This is a genomic window from Bacillus sp. B.PNR1 (genome assembly GCF_030386235.1).
Classification (GTDB): domain Bacteria; phylum Bacillota; class Bacilli; order Bacillales; family Bacillaceae; genus Bacillus; species Bacillus stercoris.
In genome coordinates this window covers 1891201-1907391 of record NZ_JANYMN010000001.1, presented here as the reverse complement: position 1 = coordinate 1907391, position 16191 = coordinate 1891201, and the positions used below count along the sequence as shown (strand labels likewise).

The 16191-nt window shown below is 45.8% G+C and carries 17 protein-coding genes; 16 read left to right on the top strand and 1 reads right to left on the bottom strand.

The window, feature by feature from the left end:
- Positions 1-21: 21 nt before the first annotated feature.
- The 13 genes from NZD81_RS10025 (at position 22) to NZD81_RS09965 (ending at position 13286) form a co-directional block, all read left to right on the top strand.
- Positions 22-789, top strand: coding sequence for a prolyl oligopeptidase family serine peptidase (locus tag NZD81_RS10025; RefSeq protein WP_071582236.1), 768 nt, complete (start codon positions 22-24; stop codon positions 787-789).
- Positions 790-852: 63 nt separating this feature from the next.
- Positions 853-1161, top strand: coding sequence for a metal-sulfur cluster assembly factor (locus NZD81_RS10020; RefSeq protein ID WP_014663505.1), 309 nt, complete (start codon positions 853-855; stop codon positions 1159-1161).
- A 64-nt stretch (positions 1162-1225) separates the two neighbouring features.
- Positions 1226-1396: a YqaE/Pmp3 family membrane protein gene (locus tag NZD81_RS10015; protein WP_003232996.1), complete on the top strand. Its 171-nt coding sequence runs from the start codon at positions 1226-1228 to the stop codon at positions 1394-1396.
- Between the two features lie 62 nt (positions 1397-1458).
- On the top strand, positions 1459-2889 hold the full coding sequence (locus NZD81_RS10010) for an FAD-binding oxidoreductase (RefSeq protein WP_289860429.1): 1431 nt from the start codon (positions 1459-1461) through the stop codon (positions 2887-2889).
- Positions 2889-3428 (top strand): MFS transporter, encoded by a 540-nt coding sequence (locus NZD81_RS10005; protein WP_069149356.1) that lies wholly within the window; start codon positions 2889-2891, stop codon positions 3426-3428. The genes NZD81_RS10010 and NZD81_RS10005 overlap by 1 nt, the downstream gene beginning before the upstream one ends.
- Before the next feature lie 204 nt (positions 3429-3632).
- On the top strand, positions 3633-4670 hold the full coding sequence (gene argC / locus NZD81_RS10000; RefSeq protein WP_069839024.1) for an N-acetyl-gamma-glutamyl-phosphate reductase: 1038 nt from the start codon (positions 3633-3635) through the stop codon (positions 4668-4670).
- 19 nt (positions 4671-4689) lie between these two features.
- Positions 4690-5910 carry a bifunctional ornithine acetyltransferase/N-acetylglutamate synthase gene (argJ, locus tag NZD81_RS09995; protein ID WP_147771748.1) on the top strand — a complete coding sequence of 407 codons (1221 nt, stop codon included), beginning with the start codon at positions 4690-4692 and terminating at the stop codon, positions 5908-5910.
- A gap of 14 nt (positions 5911-5924) precedes the next feature.
- Positions 5925-6701, top strand: coding sequence for an acetylglutamate kinase (argB, locus tag NZD81_RS09990; protein ID WP_289860428.1), 777 nt, complete (start codon positions 5925-5927; stop codon positions 6699-6701).
- Complete coding sequence (locus tag NZD81_RS09985) at positions 6698-7855, top strand: acetylornithine transaminase (RefSeq protein ID WP_289860427.1); 1158 nt, start codon at positions 6698-6700, stop codon at positions 7853-7855. The genes argB and NZD81_RS09985 overlap by 4 nt, the downstream gene beginning before the upstream one ends.
- Positions 7856-7927: 72 nt before the next feature.
- Positions 7928-8989 carry a carbamoyl phosphate synthase small subunit gene (locus NZD81_RS09980; protein WP_289860426.1) on the top strand — a complete coding sequence of 354 codons (1062 nt, stop codon included), beginning with the start codon at positions 7928-7930 and terminating at the stop codon, positions 8987-8989.
- On the top strand, positions 8982-12074 hold the full coding sequence (locus NZD81_RS09975; protein ID WP_289860425.1) for a carbamoyl-phosphate synthase (glutamine-hydrolyzing) large subunit: 3093 nt from the start codon (positions 8982-8984) through the stop codon (positions 12072-12074). Before NZD81_RS09980 ends, NZD81_RS09975 begins: the two co-directional genes overlap by 8 nt.
- A complete protein-coding gene (argF, locus tag NZD81_RS09970; RefSeq protein ID WP_069149363.1) occupies positions 12062-13021 on the top strand; it encodes an ornithine carbamoyltransferase in 960 nt (319 codons plus the stop codon). The genes NZD81_RS09975 and argF overlap by 13 nt, the downstream gene beginning before the upstream one ends.
- 85 nt (positions 13022-13106) lie before the next feature.
- Complete coding sequence (locus NZD81_RS09965; RefSeq protein ID WP_003245356.1) at positions 13107-13286, top strand: YjzC family protein; 180 nt, start codon at positions 13107-13109, stop codon at positions 13284-13286.
- Between the two features lie 46 nt (positions 13287-13332).
- Here NZD81_RS09965 and NZD81_RS09960 read toward each other — a convergent pair whose 3' ends face one another.
- Positions 13333-13518 (bottom strand): YjzD family protein, encoded by a 186-nt coding sequence (locus NZD81_RS09960; RefSeq protein ID WP_003245236.1) that lies wholly within the window; start codon positions 13516-13518, stop codon positions 13333-13335.
- A 250-nt stretch (positions 13519-13768) separates the two neighbouring features.
- Here NZD81_RS09960 and NZD81_RS09955 point away from each other — a divergent pair, with 250 nt between their 5' ends.
- The 3 genes from NZD81_RS09955 to med all read left to right on the top strand — a co-directional run bounded on the left by NZD81_RS09955 (position 13769) and on the right by med (position 16185).
- Positions 13769-14503 carry a hypothetical protein gene (locus tag NZD81_RS09955; protein WP_040083462.1) on the top strand — a complete coding sequence of 245 codons (735 nt, stop codon included), beginning with the start codon at positions 13769-13771 and terminating at the stop codon, positions 14501-14503.
- Positions 14504-14584: 81 nt separating this feature from the next.
- Complete coding sequence (locus NZD81_RS09950; RefSeq protein ID WP_014663516.1) at positions 14585-15142, top strand: hypothetical protein; 558 nt, start codon at positions 14585-14587, stop codon at positions 15140-15142.
- An 89-nt stretch (positions 15143-15231) separates the two neighbouring features.
- Positions 15232-16185, top strand: a complete 954-nt coding sequence (gene med / locus NZD81_RS09945) for a transcriptional regulator Med (protein ID WP_069149366.1) — start codon at positions 15232-15234, stop codon at positions 16183-16185.
- Positions 16186-16191 lie beyond the last annotated feature (6 nt).

Sequence of the window (16191 nt, the reverse complement as noted above, 5' to 3'; positions counted from 1 at the left end):
TTATCCTAAGGAGGGCACATTGTGATACAAATTGAGAATCAAACCGTTTCCGGTATTCCTTTTTTACATATTGTAAAGGAAGAGAACAGGCACCGCGCTGTTCCTCTCGTATTCTTTATCCATGGTTTTACAAGCGCGAAGGAACACAACCTTCATATTGCTTACCTGCTTGCGGAGAAGGGCTTCAGAGCCGTTCTGCCGGAGGCTCTGCACCATGGTGAACGGGGAGAAGAAATGGCTGTTGAAGAGCTGGCTGGCCATTTTTGGGACATCGTCCTCAACGAGATTGAAGAGATCGGCGTGCTTAAAAACCATTTTGAAAACGAGGACCTTGTAGACGGCGGCCGCATCGGACTCGCAGGCACGTCAATGGGCGGCATCACAACGCTTGGCGCTTTGACTGCATATGATTGGATAAAAGCCGGCGTCAGCCTGATGGGAAGCCCGAATTACGTGGAGCTGTTTCAGCGGCAGATTGATCATATTCAATCTCAGGGAATTGATATCGACGTGCCGGAAGAGAAGGTACAGGAGCTGATGAAACGTCTCGAATTGCGGGATCTCAGCCTTCAGCCCGAGAAACTGCGCCAGCGGCCGCTTTTATTTTGGCACGGTGAAAAAGATAAAGTCGTGCCTTACGCGCCGACCCGGACATTTTATGAAACGATTAAATCCCATTACAGCGAGCAGCCGGAACGCCTGCAATTTATCGGAGATGAAAACGCCGACCATAAAGTCCCGCGGACAGCAGTGTTAAAAACGATTGAATGGTTTGAAACGTATTTATAAAGCACTACGTTATTAACAAGGGCTTAATTTACGTTATACTGTAGAAAAAAGGAGTGAGGGAACGTGGAAGAAGCATTAAAAGAAAACATCATGGGCGCCCTGGAACAGGTTGTCGATCCTGAGCTTGGCGTTGATATCGTGAATCTTGGCTTGGTATATGACGTTGATATGGATGAAGACGGCTTAACGCACGTGACGATGACGCTGACATCGATGGGCTGCCCTTTAGCGCCGATTATCGTGGATGAAGTGAAAAAAGCATTAGCGGACCTTCCTGAAGTGAAAGAGACAGAGGTTCACATTGTATGGAATCCGCCATGGACAAGAGATAAAATGTCCAGATACGCAAAAATTGCGCTTGGCATTCAATAAAACAAAAAAGGACAGCCTGACATGTGAGGCTGTCCTTTTTTACAGCTGAAAGGAGTGAAAGGAAATGATGTACCTGCTTGCTGTTTTGTGCCCGCCGCTTGCTGTTTTGTTTTCGGGAAAACCGTTTCAGGCCTTGCTGAATCTCATATTGACCTGTATCTTTTGGCTGCCGGGCGCGATTCACGCCTGCTTTATCGTTGCCGACCGCCGTGCCGAAAAACGGGCAAGAAGATAATATGGAAAAATGAGGGCGCAGACATGGTATAATGGTTGTAAAAAAACAGCAGGGAGAGCACTATGAAAAAGAAATTGCTTGCATTCGCGCTTTGTATTGGCGCGTATGCGGCCCTGTTTGCGTACTCTGTGCACTCAGAGCAAAAAACAGACACAAGCGAGATGACGGATGTCAGCCGCCTGATGCCTGTGAAAATAAAGCAGACAGTGAAAGGGCAGGAAGAGGAAACGCTCCTTGACACAGTCAAAGAGGCAAACCGAAAAAACATAAAAATTTCAATCGCCGGTGCTCAGCACTCCATGGGCGGCCATACATATTATGAGGACGGCATCGTTCTCGACATGACAGGCTACAACAAAATCCTGTCACTCGATAAAGAGAAGAAAACCATCAGAGTGCAAAGCGGTGCAACGTGGAATGACATCCAGAAATACGTGAATCCATACGGACTCGCGGTAAAAGTCATGCAGTCACAAAACATCTTTACAATTGGCGGCTCTCTCAGCGCTAATGCCCATGGACGTGATATCCGCTACGGCTCGCTGATTGATACAGTCAAATCATTTCGGCTTTTAAAAGCTGATGGGACAATTATCACCGTCACTCCAAAAGACGAGTTGTTCACGGCAGTCATCGGAGGGTACGGTCTTTTTGGTGTGATTCTTGATGTAACGCTTGAACTGACGGATGATGAGCTGTATGTCATGCAGACTGAAAAAATGAATTACAGCGCATACGCAGACTATTTTACAAAGCACGTAAAAGGAAATCCAGAAGTCCGAATGCATCTGGCGCGAATATCAACAGCGAAAAAAGGATTTCTGAAAGACATGTATGTCACGAATTACGTATTGGCTGATCAACAGGATCAGCTGACTTCATACAGCGATCTCAAAGAAGATGAATATACGGGAGCCACAAAGTTTGCACTCGGTTTGTCAAGGCGGTATGAATGGGGCAGGAATTGGCTGTGGGGCACGCAGCAATCCTATTTCCTAAGCCAAAACGGCACAGAGATCTCACGCAATAATGTCATGCGGTCCGAATCAAAATTTCTTGAGTATGAAAACAATGACAACACAGATGTTCTGCAAGAATACTTTGTGCCTGTGAAGGAGTATACGGCTTATATAGACGATCTGAGACAAACGCTGTCGGGCGAAGATCTCAACCTGCTGAACATTACGATCCGCTACGTGCAGAAAAATGAAAAGGCCGACCTTTCCTATGCGAAGGATGATATGTTTTCGCTCGTGTTATTAATAAATGAGGGCTTTTCAAAAGAAGACCAGGCAGATACTGCTCGAATCATCAGGCGCATGACAGACGTTGCTATCAAGCATGGCGGCAGCTATTATCTGCCTTATATGACCTACCAGACAAAGGCGCAAATGAGACAGGCATATCCGAAAAGCGAAGTGTTTTTTCAGAAAAAACGAACCTATGACCCGGATGAACGCTTTATGAATTACTTTTATCAGAGGTATAAATAATGGGGAAAAACAAATTAAAATGGCTGACATTATCACAAAGTAGCGTATTTTTCGCAAGCAGCTTAATCTTTCCGTTTTATATACTGTTTGTGAAAAATATCGGCTCAAGCTACACGCAGTTCGGTTTTTCCTACGGATTGTTCGGACTTAGCGGCGCGCTCATTTATCCGCTCCTCGGACGGCTGTCTGAAAGGTTTGACAGCCGTTATTTTCTGCTTGCGAACTCTTGGGGGATGGCTGTTCTGCTTTTATATGTCCCGCATATCGGAAGCGTCGTTCAAGTGTATATCGTCCAAGTGCTGTTAGGGCTCTTTGGAGCGATGCAAAAGCATGGAGAAAAAGTGCTGATCGCTGATTTTACAGACAGCGGAGAACGTGGAAAGAAGATCGGGAATTACCATTTTTGGACAGCTGTCTTTTCAGCAGCAGCCATTATGCTCGGGGGTTTTCTCGCTGACTTTTTCACAGTGCAAATGATTTTTTATGCAAGCTCTATTCTATATTTTTTGAGTGGATTGATGATGATGAAAACAGGCTGACCGCGTCAGCCTGTTTTTTTATGCGGCTGAAAAGAGGCGTCATATCAACATTTTTTGGTGTGGATGTGTTGATTTTTTTGAGCAGAATTTCCATTGAACAGAAAATTTATAAATGAATAAAAATATTAAATATACGATTGAATTAATTTTTATTCATGTTATAATGTTAAATAATTTCACAAAGACCAAGAGGGTGAACTTGTTTTGAAAATAGGAATTGTAGGTGCTACAGGGTATGGAGGCACTGAACTTGTCAGGATTCTTTCGCATCATCCTCATGCAGAGGAATGCATACTTTATTCATCCAGCGGAGAAGGAAATGTCTATAGCGAGGTTTATCCTCATCTTATCGGCTTAGCGGATCAGAGGCTGAAGCCAATTGATATGAATACGATCAAACACGAAATAGATATCATGTTTCTTGCTGCGCCCCCCGGAGTATCAAGTGAATTGACTCCGAAGCTGGCAGATGCGGGAATTCCGGTTATTGACCTGTCAGGTGATCTGAGGATACAAGAGCCCGCTGAATATGAAAAATGGTATAAACGGGCAGCGGCACCGAAGGCGGTGATTCAAGAGGCGGTATACGGTCTGGCAGAACTGAATCAAAAGCAAATTCAACAGGCGAAACTCATTGCCAATCCGGGTTGTTTTCCAACAGCTGTTTTGCTTGGCCTCGCGCCTTTGGCCCAAAAGAAACTGCTCGATGAATCTTTCGTTATCGTTGACGCGAAGACCGGGGTTTCCGGAGCGGGAAGAAAAGCATCCATGGGCACTCATTTTTCTGAGCTGAACGACAATTTTAAAATTTATAAAGTCAATGAACATCAGCACACGCCGGAAATTGAACAGGCGCTGAATGAATGGCAGCCAGGTCTCGGGCCCATTACATTTTCGGCTCACTTGGTTCCGATGACAAGGGGCATCATGGCGACGATGTATACGCAGTTAACCTGTGATCTATCCGCAGATGACCTGCATAACCTATATTCGGAATTTTACCAAGATTCATATTTTGTGAGAGTAAGGCCAAAAGGCTATTATCCGCAAACGAAGGAAGTGTACGGCAGCAATTTCTGTGATATCGCCGTGACCCACGACGAGAGAACGAACAGAGTCACGATCGTCTCGGTCATCGATAATTTAATGAAGGGCGCCGCCGGTCAGGCAGTGCAAAACTTTAATTTGATGAATGGCTGGAATGAAGAGACCGGTCTCGCCATCACGCCAATTTATCCATAGAACGGGAGAGAATCGAACCATGATTCAGTTAAGTGAAGATCAAATTGTAAAAGTAACAGGTGATGTGTCCTCGCCAAAAGGATTTCAGGCAAAGGGTGTGCATTGCGGGCTGCGCTACTCGAAAAAAGACCTCGGCGTCATTATCAGTGAGACACCGGCCGTGAGTGCAGCGGTTTATACCCAAAGCCACTTTCAGGCCGCTCCGATCAAAGTGACACAAGACAGCTTAAAGCATGGGCCGGCCTTGAAAGCCGTCATCGTCAACAGCGCCATTGCCAACGCCTGCACGGGAGAACAGGGACTAAAGGACGCATACACAATGCGGGAGAGCTTTGCTTCACAGCTTGGCATTGAGCCGGAGCTTGTCGCTGTTTCTTCAACGGGCGTCATCGGTGAACATTTAGACATGGAAAAAATTCAGGCGGGGATCGGGCTGCTGAAAGAAACACCTGCGGGATCAGGAGATTTTGAAGAAGCGATTTTAACAACCGATACGGTGATTAAGCAGACGTGCTATGAGTTGGCAATCGGCGGCAAAACAGTCACGATCGGCGGAGCGGCTAAAGGCTCAGGGATGATACACCCGAACATGGCCACGATGCTGGGATTTGTGACAACTGACGCGGCAATCGAAGAAAAAGCGCTGCAAAAGGCGCTTCGGGAAATCACTGACGTTTCATTTAACCAAATCACAGTTGACGGAGAAACATCCACGAACGACATGGTACTGGTTATGGCGAATGGCTGCGCCGAAAACGAGTGCCTGTCAGAAGATCATCCAGACTGGCCGGTCTTTAAAAAAGCGCTCTTGCTCACTTGTGAGGATCTGGCTAAAGAGATTGCCAGAGACGGAGAAGGCGCGACAAAACTAATTGAAGCCCAAGTACAGGGAGCGAAAAACAATCTTGATGCAAACGTCATTGCCAAAAAGATTGTCGGCTCAAATCTCGTGAAAACGGCAGTATACGGAACAGATGCCAACTGGGGGCGGATCATCGGAGCCATCGGACACTCCGCAGCTCAAGTGACGGCAGAAGAAGTAGAGGTTTATCTTGGGGGCCAATGCCTGTTTAAGAATAACGAGCCTCAGCCATTCTCTGAATCTCTCGCCAAGGAATACCTTGAAGGAGATGAAATCACCATTGTCATCAAGATGGATGAAGGAGACGGGAACGGAAGAGCGTGGGGCTGTGACCTGACCTATGACTATATCAAAATTAACGCGAGCTATCGCACGTAATAAAGGGGAGCATTATGAAGAAAACAATTGTCTTTAAATGCGGGGGAAGTGTCATCCGCGAGCTGTCGGAGGAATTTTTTCAAAATCTGAAAGAACTGACGGCGTCAGGCTGGAAACTGGCGATCGTACATGGCGGCGGCCCGGAAATCACAAATATGTTGAAGCGGTTAAATATCAAAACAGAGTTTTCAGGCGGACAGCGGAAAACAACGAAGCCGGTGCTGGAAGTGGCGGAAATGGTTTTATCCGGTTCTGTCAATAAATTTTTCGTTGCAGAGCTTGCCAAACACGGACTGCGAGCCGCAGGCATTTCTGGTAAGGACGGCGGTCTTTTGGAGGCTGATTATCTCGATTCGGAAGCATACGGAGAAGTCGGAGAAATCAAAAAAGTCGATGCGTCCATGGTGAACGCGCTGATGGAAAAGGACATCATCCCCGTTATTGCGCCGCTGTCTATGACAAGCGACTGCAAAACGCTGAATGTAAATGCCGATCTGGCTGCCTCAGCAGTTGCCGGAGCACTTGAAGCCGATAAGCTGATGTTCGTCACAGATGTTGATGGAATCATGAAGGAAAAGCAGCGTCTGGACGTCCTGACCTCTGAAGAGATTCAGACGCTAATCGAGCAGGAAGTGATCACAGGAGGGATGATCCCGAAGGTCAATTCAGCCTTGTCAGCTTTATCAGATCAGGTATCTGAAGTCATGATCGTAAACGGAAAAGGATCATTCTTCGCAGAACAAACTTTTCAAGGGACAAAAATCGTCAAAGCAAAGGAGGCTGTTTCATGAGCAGCTTGTTTCAAACCTACGGCCGCTGGGATATTGACATTAAAAAAGCAAAGGGAACGCATGTTGAGGATCAGAACGGCAAAACGTACCTCGATTTCATTCAGGGGATTGCGGTATCAAATCTAGGCCACTGCCATGAGGCGGTGACAGAGGCAGTCAAAAAACAGCTCGATAGCGTATGGCACGTATCCAACCTATTTCAGAACAATCTCCAAGAGCAAGCGGCACAGAAACTGGCGAAACACAGTGCGGGTGATCTCGTCTTTTTCTGCAACAGCGGTACGGAGGCGAATGAAGGTGCGATAAAGCTCGCCCGAAAAGCAACTGGAAAAACAAAAATCATCACTTTTCTTCAGTCTTTTCATGGCCGCACGTATGCAGGGATGGCGGCGACCGGACAGGATAAAATCAAAACAGGCTTCGGCCCGATGCTTGAAGGCTTTCACTACCTGCCATACAACGATCCTTCTGTTTTTGAAGCTCTTGGGGCGGAAGACGATATTGCCGCGGTGATGCTTGAAACAGTGCAGGGAGAAGGCGGAGTCAATCCAGCGAGCGCTGAATTTTTAACAGCCGTTCAGTCATTTTGCAAGGAAAAAGAGGCTCTTCTGATTGTTGATGAGATTCAAACCGGCATCGGACGGACGGGAAAAGGCTTCGCATATGAGCACTTTGGACTCTCACCGGATATCATCACAGCCGCCAAAGGATTGGGAAATGGCTTTCCAGTCGGCGCTGTCATCGGAAAGAAACAGCTTGGAGAAGCGTTTACCCCTGGTTCTCACGGAACGACTTTCGGAGGAAATATGCTGGCGATGGCTGCTGTGAATGCCACATTGCAAATTGTATTCGAGCCTGACTTTTTGCAAGAGGCTGCTGACAAAGGAGCGTTTTTAAAAGAACAGCTTGAGGCGGAGCTAAAAAGCCCTTTTGTTAAACAAATCCGCGGTAAAGGATTAATGCTTGGAATTGAGTGTGATGGCCCGGTTGCTGACATTATTGCAGAATTGCAGACATTAGGCTTGCTTGTATTGCCGGCCGGCCCGAAAGTGATTCGTCTGCTGCCGCCGCTCACCGTGACTAAGGATGAAATAGCAGAAGCTGTCAGCAAGCTGAAACAGGCAATCGCTCATCATACCGCTGTAAACCAGTGATTTTTTTTTTTGATATAAAGGTATAAAAATTCATTTTTATAATTAATTATTCATCAAGAGGTGGGCTGTTAGATGGAAGGTTATTTAGTGTTAGAAGATGGGACATCGTTTAGCGGCGAGCTGGACGGTCATGAAAACTGCACGGGAGAAGCTGTTTTTTTCACAGGTATGACAGGCTACCAGGAAGTGCTGACAGATCCATCATATAAAGGGCAGATTATCGTATTTACCTATCCGCTGATTGGCAACTACGGCATTAATGAAAAGGATTTTGAAAGCAAGAAACCGCAAGTAAAAGCCGTGGTTGTCTATGAGGCGTGTGATCATTTTTCTCATCATGAAGCGGTATACAGCCTCAAGGAGTATCTACAGAAATGGAACATTCCGCTGTTGACCCATGTTGATACAAGGGCTGTCGTGAAAAAAATCCGGGTAAATGGAACGATGGGTGCGACAGTCACAGCCTCCAAAGAAGGAGCTGAGATTGCCCTCCAACCAGAGAATGTGGCAGAGCAGGCTTCCGCACAGGAAATCAGCACATTTGGCGACGGGAATAAACATATCGTTCTCGTTGATTTTGGCTATAAAAAGTCAATCGCATCATCACTTGTCAAACGGGGCTGCAAGGTCACCGTGGTGCCGTATCAGCAAATGGAAGCTGTATACAATATAAAGCCGGACGGTATTGTGCTGTCGAACGGCCCTGGAGATCCGAAAGCCATTCATCCATATCTAGGGAAAATCAAAAGCATCATCAACCGCTTTCCGACTCTCGGCATTTGTCTCGGGCATCAGCTGATCGCGCTCGCATTCGGAGGGAATACATTCAAGCTGCCATTCGGACACAGGGGAGCAAATCATCCGGTCATCGACCGTGAAACGAAACGGGTCTTTATGACAAGCCAAAACCACAGCTATGTGGTTGACGAACAGTCGATTAATGAAAAAGAGCTCACGATCAGATTTCATCATGTCAATGATACGTCAGTTGAAGGGCTTGCTCATAAAAAACTGCCAGTCATGAGTGTTCAATTCCATCCGGAAGCCCATCCCGGACCGGCGGAAAGCGAATGGATTTTTGATGATTATCTAAAGAATGTGATACCAGCAAGGAGAGAAATCGCGCATGCCTAAAGACACCAGTATTTCAAGCATATTAGTAATCGGATCAGGCCCGATCATCATCGGGCAGGCGGCAGAATTTGATTATTCAGGCACTCAAGGGTGCATCGCGCTGAAGGAGGAGGGCTACCGGGTAATTCTCGTCAACAGCAATCCGGCGACAATTATGACCGATGAAGCCTTCGCTGATGAGATTTATTTTGAGCCTCTGACAGCAGAAAGCCTGACAGCCATCATTAAGAAAGAACAGCCTGATGGGCTTCTTGCCAATTTAGGCGGTCAGACCGCGTTGAATTTAGCAGTGGAGCTTGAAGAAACGGGTGTTTTAAAGGAGCACGGCGTCAAGCTTCTCGGCACATCCGTTGAAACGATACAAAAAGGAGAAGACCGGGAAAAATTCCGTTCGTTAATGAATGAATTGAACCAGCCCGTGCCAGAGAGTGAAATTGTTGATAATGAAACCGACGCCCTCCGGTTTGCGGAATCCATCGGTTTTCCCGTTATTATCAGACCTGCTTACACATTAGGCGGAAAGGGCGGAGGAATCGCCCCTGATAAAGAAGCCTTTACAGCTATGATTAAACAGGCGCTATTAGCAAGTCCGATCAATCAATGCCTTGTCGAAAAAAGCATTGCGGGCTTTAAAGAAATTGAATATGAAGTCATGCGTGACGGCAATAACACATGCATTACCGTCTGCAACATGGAAAATATCGATCCGGTCGGCGTGCATACAGGTGACTCTATCGTTGTGGCGCCTTCACAAACATTGACAGATGAAGACTATCAAATGCTGCGGACGGCTAGTCTGACCATCATTTCAGCACTTGATGTCGTAGGCGGCTGCAATATTCAATTCGCGCTTGATCCTTTCAGCAAGCAATATTACGTGATCGAAGTGAATCCGCGTGTCAGCCGGTCATCGGCTCTCGCATCTAAAGCGACCGGTTATCCGATTGCAAAGATGGCTGCGAAACTGGCAGTCGGATACACACTTGATGAGCTGAAAAATCCGCTCACAGGCTCAACTTACGCAAGCTTTGAACCGGCACTGGACTATGTGATCGTCAAATTTCCACGCTGGCCGTTTGATAAATTCAAAAACGCAGACCGCAAGCTTGGCACAAAAATGAAAGCCACCGGTGAAGTGATGGCGATTGAACGGAATTTAGAAGCAGCAATACAGAAGGCAGCCGCGTCCCTTGAATTAAAAAATATCGGCACACACCTTCCAGAGCTCAGCGGCTTGTCAATTGATGCGCTATGGGAGTTGGCAGTCATTCCGGATGACCGCAGATTTTTCGTTGTCATGGAGCTGTTGAGCCGCAGCGTCTCGATTGATGACATTCATGCGAAAACAAAAATTGATCCGTTTTTCCTGTATACCTTTAACAACATCATCAAATTGGAAAACCGCCTGATGGAAGAGGGCGGCGATCTCTCTTTTGACTTATTGAAAAAAGCGAAGGAAAAGGGGTTCTCAGACGCAACGATTGCCTCGCTGATCGGCAAAACAGAGGAAGAGGTGCGCGCGCTTCGCAAGGAGATGGGCATTACACCTTCCTTCAAAATTGTCGATACATGCGCGGCTGAGTTTGATGCGAAAACAAACTATTTTTACTCCACATATTTCGGAGAGACCGATGGAGATATCAGCCGCAAAGAGAAAAAACGCGCGCTGATTATCGGATCGGGTCCGATTCGGATCGGCCAAGGCGTTGAATTTGATTACAGTGCGGTTCACGGCGTGCTGACACTGCAAGAACTTGGGTTCGAAACCATCATGATTAACAATAACCCGGAAACGGTCAGCACAGATTATGAAATTGCGGATCGCCTGTATTTTGAACCGATGACAACGGAGCATATTGTAAACGTGGCGGAGCAGGAAAATATTGATTTTGCAATCGTGCAATTCGGCGGCCAAACTGCAATCAATGCTGCTGAAGCACTTGAAAAAGCCGGCATTACCCTTCTCGGCACTTCGTTTGAAACGCTCGATGTGTTAGAGGATCGTGATCAGTTTTATCAGCTTCTTGATGAACTAGGATTGAAGCACGCAAAAGGAGAAATTGCCTATACAAAAGAAGAAGCCGCTTCAAAAGCCAGTGAGATTGGCTATCCGGTGTTAATTCGTCCATCTTACGTTATCGGCGGAATGGGCATGATCATTGTTGACTCGCAAGACCAGCTTTCTCAGCTGCTGAATGATGAGGACAGTATGCCATATCCGATTTTAATTGATCAGTATGTGTCTGGAAAAGAAGTCGAAATTGATTTGATTTCCGACGGCAAGGATGTCTTTATCCCGACATATACCGAGCATATTGAACGGGCGGGTGTCCATTCGGGAGACAGCTTTGCCATCCTTCCGGGACCATCAATCACAAGCGGGCTGCAGCAGGGCATGAAAGAGGCCGCACAAAAAATTGCCCGAAAACTTTCATTTAAAGGCATCATGAACATCCAATTTGTGATCGACAATGGAAACATACTCGTGCTTGAAGTGAATCCGAGAGCGAGCCGCACGGTTCCGGTCGTCAGCAAAGTAATGGGCGTGCCGATGATTCCGCTTGCCACACGTTTGCTGGCGGGTGCGTCCTTAAAAGATCTAAACCCGGCCGTTCAAAATCATCATGGAGTTGCCGTGAAGTTCCCTGTTTTTTCTTCTCATGCGATACAGGATGTGGATGTGAAGCTTGGACCGGAAATGAAATCAACGGGAGAAGGCATGTGTGTCGCATATGATGCCGACAGCGCCTTGAAAAAAATCTATACACGTGTCTGGAATCAAAAAGGAAGCATATACTTGCAAAACGGTCCGGAAGATGTGAAGGAATTAGCGGAAAACGCCGGTTTCACCGTTCATGAAGGGACATTTGCCTCTTGGATGGAACAGACAGGAAAATCGCTCCACATCAATCTGAGCGGTTCTGAAGAAGCGCGCAAAGAACGTCTGGAAGCCATGACGCACGGCATCACCGTCTTTACAGAAGAAGAAACCGTGCGGGCGTTTTTACAAAGCGGTTCAGGCCATCCGCAGCCTGTATCTCTCAAAGATCTCTATAAAAAGGAAGTGGCATCATGCACACAGTGACGCAAACCAGTTTATACGGAAAAGATTTATTAACGTTAAAAGATCTTAGTGAACAGGATATAAACGCCTTGCTTGCAGAAGCCGGTGAGCTGAAGCAAAACAAAATCCAGCCTATTTTCCATGGCAAAACCTTGGCGATGATTTTTGAAAAATCATCAACGCGGACCCGTGTTTCATTTGAAGCGGGCATGGCGCAGCTCGGCGGGAGCGCCCTCTTCCTAAGCCAGAAAGATCTGCAGCTGGGGCGCGGTGAGACTGTCGCTGATACGGCAAAAGTGCTGTCAGGCTATGTGGATGCCATCATGATCCGGACCTTTGAACATGAAAAGGTGGAGGAGCTTGCCAAAGAAGCTGATATTCCGGTGATCAATGGGCTGACGGATAAATACCACCCATGCCAGGCGCTCGCGGATCTCTTGACGATTAAGGAGATAAAAGGAAAGCTTAAAGGCGTAAAAGTCGCATACATCGGTGACGGAAATAACGTGGCGCACTCCTTGATGATCGGCTGCGCGAAAATGGGCTGTGATATCTCAATCGCTTCCCCAAAGGGATATGAAGTGTTAGATGAAGCAGCTGAAGCGGCAAAAACATATGCGCTTCAATCCGGCTCTTCCATCACGCTGACAGAAGATCCGATTGAAGCGGTAAAAGACGCGGACGTGATTTATTCTGATGTGTTTACAAGCATGGGACAGGAAGCGGAAGAGCAAGAACGTCTTGCTGTCTTTGCGCCTTATCAGGTGAATGCGGCGCTGGTCAGCCATGCCAAGCCTGACTATACATTTTTACATTGTCTCCCTGCGCATCGCGAGGAAGAAGTGACTGCGGAGATTATTGACGGGCCGAATTCTGCAGTGTTCCAGCAGGCGGAAAATCGTCTTCATGTGCAAAAAGCACTGTTGAAGGCCATTTTATACAATGGGGAATCATCAAAAAACTGCTGAGTCAAACTCAGCAGTTTTTTTGATGGCAACATATTCACAGCCGCTTAGGCGCATACTACAGCAAAAAGGAAAAGGAGGAAAAACTGTGGGACAGCAGCATCAATTCCGGCCCGGACAGAAAGCGCCTAATAACGGTGTCTACGTAGAGATCGGCGAGACAGGGAGCATGGTGAAAAACCCTCAAAAGGTCCATCTGTCAGCAGGGGAAATGTTCCCCGAAACATCAAATCACAACCGGCTGTGGACATACAAAAGAAAGCCGTGACCACTAAAAAACCCAAAACAATCAATGTTTTGGGTTTTTGTGCTTCTTAATGCTGGCTTGCATTTTTGTTCATAGGCATGATTTCTGCTAAAACCATGATTAAGACATACAGTACAACAGCAATGACAGATGATGTTTTGAAATTATACGTAACGCTGTTCATGCTTGCAACCAAGTAGCATGCCATATGTGATAAAAGGAACGTCCAAATAAAGGCAATAATATATCGCACGTTTCCACCTCGTCCTTCTCATTCTATTCTAAAAGCTATCATACCATACAAAAAGCGAAGGGGGAATCCAATTTTAGCAGAAAGTGAAGTGACAAAAGAATCTGATTCGTCACACTTTAATGGTAAAATATAAAAAACGTCAATCAGTGTAATAGCCAAAAATGTAAAAGGCTAGGACTTTACCTTATTCGTTTCTTTTCTATTTACATAAGATAGCGTGAGATGAAGTGTGAAAGGAGGCGGGCAAGCGATGGGAATAACGGAAAGATACTTTCAACTGGGAACGGAGCATAATGTCATTCATTTGCCCTATCGCCCGAACGGCTTCGGCATCTTTATCTTGGGGGACAGAACCCACTTTGTCGGGGAAGATTCAAGCTTTTGGCTGCAGCATTACGGCAGAAATCAGCTTCTGAATATGTTGAGGAATGAAGGATATACTCTTTTTAACAGCAATCTGTTCGGAAGGCATTGGGGGGCGGAAAAAGCAGTCACCTATGCTAAACAGCTGATCCATTCCGTGATGAAGCAGGAAATCCTCAATCCGAAGATTCATATTTTAGCAGAAGGCATGGGTGCTCTCGTGGCCGATGAACTGCTTCGTTTTTCCCCGGATCATATCCGCTCAGCCGCAATGTTGAATCCTTGTCTCGATCTTCAGGCACATTATGAATCAGAAAAAGAAAATAAATTTTTCTATAAGCAATTTTTGAAAGAAGTATCGAAAAGCTACGGAATTTCTGAAAAAGAAGCGGAAGCGCTTCGTTACAAAACCATTCAAAGCTATCCGAGCGGCGTTCCGGTTCATATATGGCAGCGTATGACCGGAGCTCCATATCCCTACAGCGTACATGCGGAAGCTTTCAAGGAAAAACAGCAAAAGCAAGGCTCACCGGTCGACATGACATTTCATTTATTTGAGCATCCGAGCAGAATTTATGCATCAATCTGCAAATTCTTTCATAGTCATGAAAAAGAATTATAGAGAATATAATGACAACAGCCTTCTCTTTTGCGGAGGCTGTTTTGTTTTGGGAAATGAAAAACCGGAAGGGCGGCAGATGTAATGGAATCAACGCTGATTGTAGGTGCGGACGAATTTTTCGGCCTTTCATTATGTGAACGAATGATGGATGAAGGCATACATGTTGACGTTATTCTGGCGGAAACAGAAGATAAAATGAGACAAATGTACTTAGAAGAAAGACTCATGTGGCTTGGGAGAAATGAACTCTTTCGCCAGCTTGAACGCATTGGAGATCAAAAGTATGATACAATTTGTATCCAGTTTGGAGTTTCTTTGCCTTTGGAGCAATATGATTCTTCTTATATTTTAGTATATGAACAAGACCGGAAAGAATGGGAGAAGCGTGAAAAAACAGGCTCGGAAAAAGCCGTATTCCTTCCGAAAATGTATGGGCCATGGAAAGAAGAAACAGAGGAGGAAGGCTATTACACAGACGATGTGGCTGACGAGTTGCTGAAATTCCTGTTAGAACAAGGCCGTCATAGCAAAGATCAGTTTTTTGAATTACAAGTATCAGAAAAAACCTCAAAAGAAGAAGCAAAAACAAAAATTATCGAGTGGAAAAGACAATTTTCATCAATTTTCGACAAATATTAAGAAAAACCTTCCATGTTTCGAGTTTTCTAGATACAATAAACGTATAAAACAATACATGTTATAGCTTGTCAAAAGGAGTTGAACATGACTTGATCACAAGGCTTGTCATGATCTTTTCTGTCCTCCTTTTATTGAGTGGATGTGGACAAACTCCGTTCAAAGGAAAAATTGAGAAGGTCGGCATGCTCTTTCCTGATACGATTAATGACCTCGTATGGGGCACAAAAGGGTATAAAGGATTACTGAATATACAATCCAAATACAATGTGGACGTCTACTATAAAGAAGGCGTTAAAACAGAAGAAGATATCATAAATGCGATTGAGGATTTTCATAAGAGGGGCGTCAATCTGCTCTACGGCCATGGGAGTGAATATGCAGAGGTGTTTAACTTGGTCGGCGAAGATTATCCAGATATGGAATTCGTCATTTCCAATGCGAAAGCGAAAGCTGACAATGTGACGAGTGTCCATTTTAGCGGGGAAGCAATGGGCTTTTTTGGAGGAATGACTGCTGCCCATATGTCGAAAACGAATCAGGTCGGTGTCATTGCTTCCTTTACGTGGCAGCCTGAGGTTGACGGTTTTATCAAAGGAGCCAAGTATGAAAATCCAGATATAGAAGTAAACACGAAATATACGGACCATTGGGATGATGATACGACAGCAGTAAAGCTTTATCAGAAAATGAAGAACGAAGGCGCGGATGTTGTGTATCCCGCTGGAGACGGGTATAATGTTCCTGTTATTCAGCAAATCAAAAAAGACGGGCTTTATGCCATTGGCTACGTTACAGATCAATCGGACCTGGGCGAGAATACCGTATTAACCAGCACGGTGCAAAATGTGGACAAGGCCTATGAAATCATTGCTGAGCAATTCAACAAAGGCACCCTTGAAGGCGGCGATCATTACTACGACCTGAATACGGGAGTAGTCGAGATGGGAACATTCAGCCCGCTCGTCGATGAAGACTTTCAGCAAAGAATCGCCAAGCTGATCAAAACGTACAACAAAACAGGCGAGCTGCCAAAAAACGAGTAATGGAGT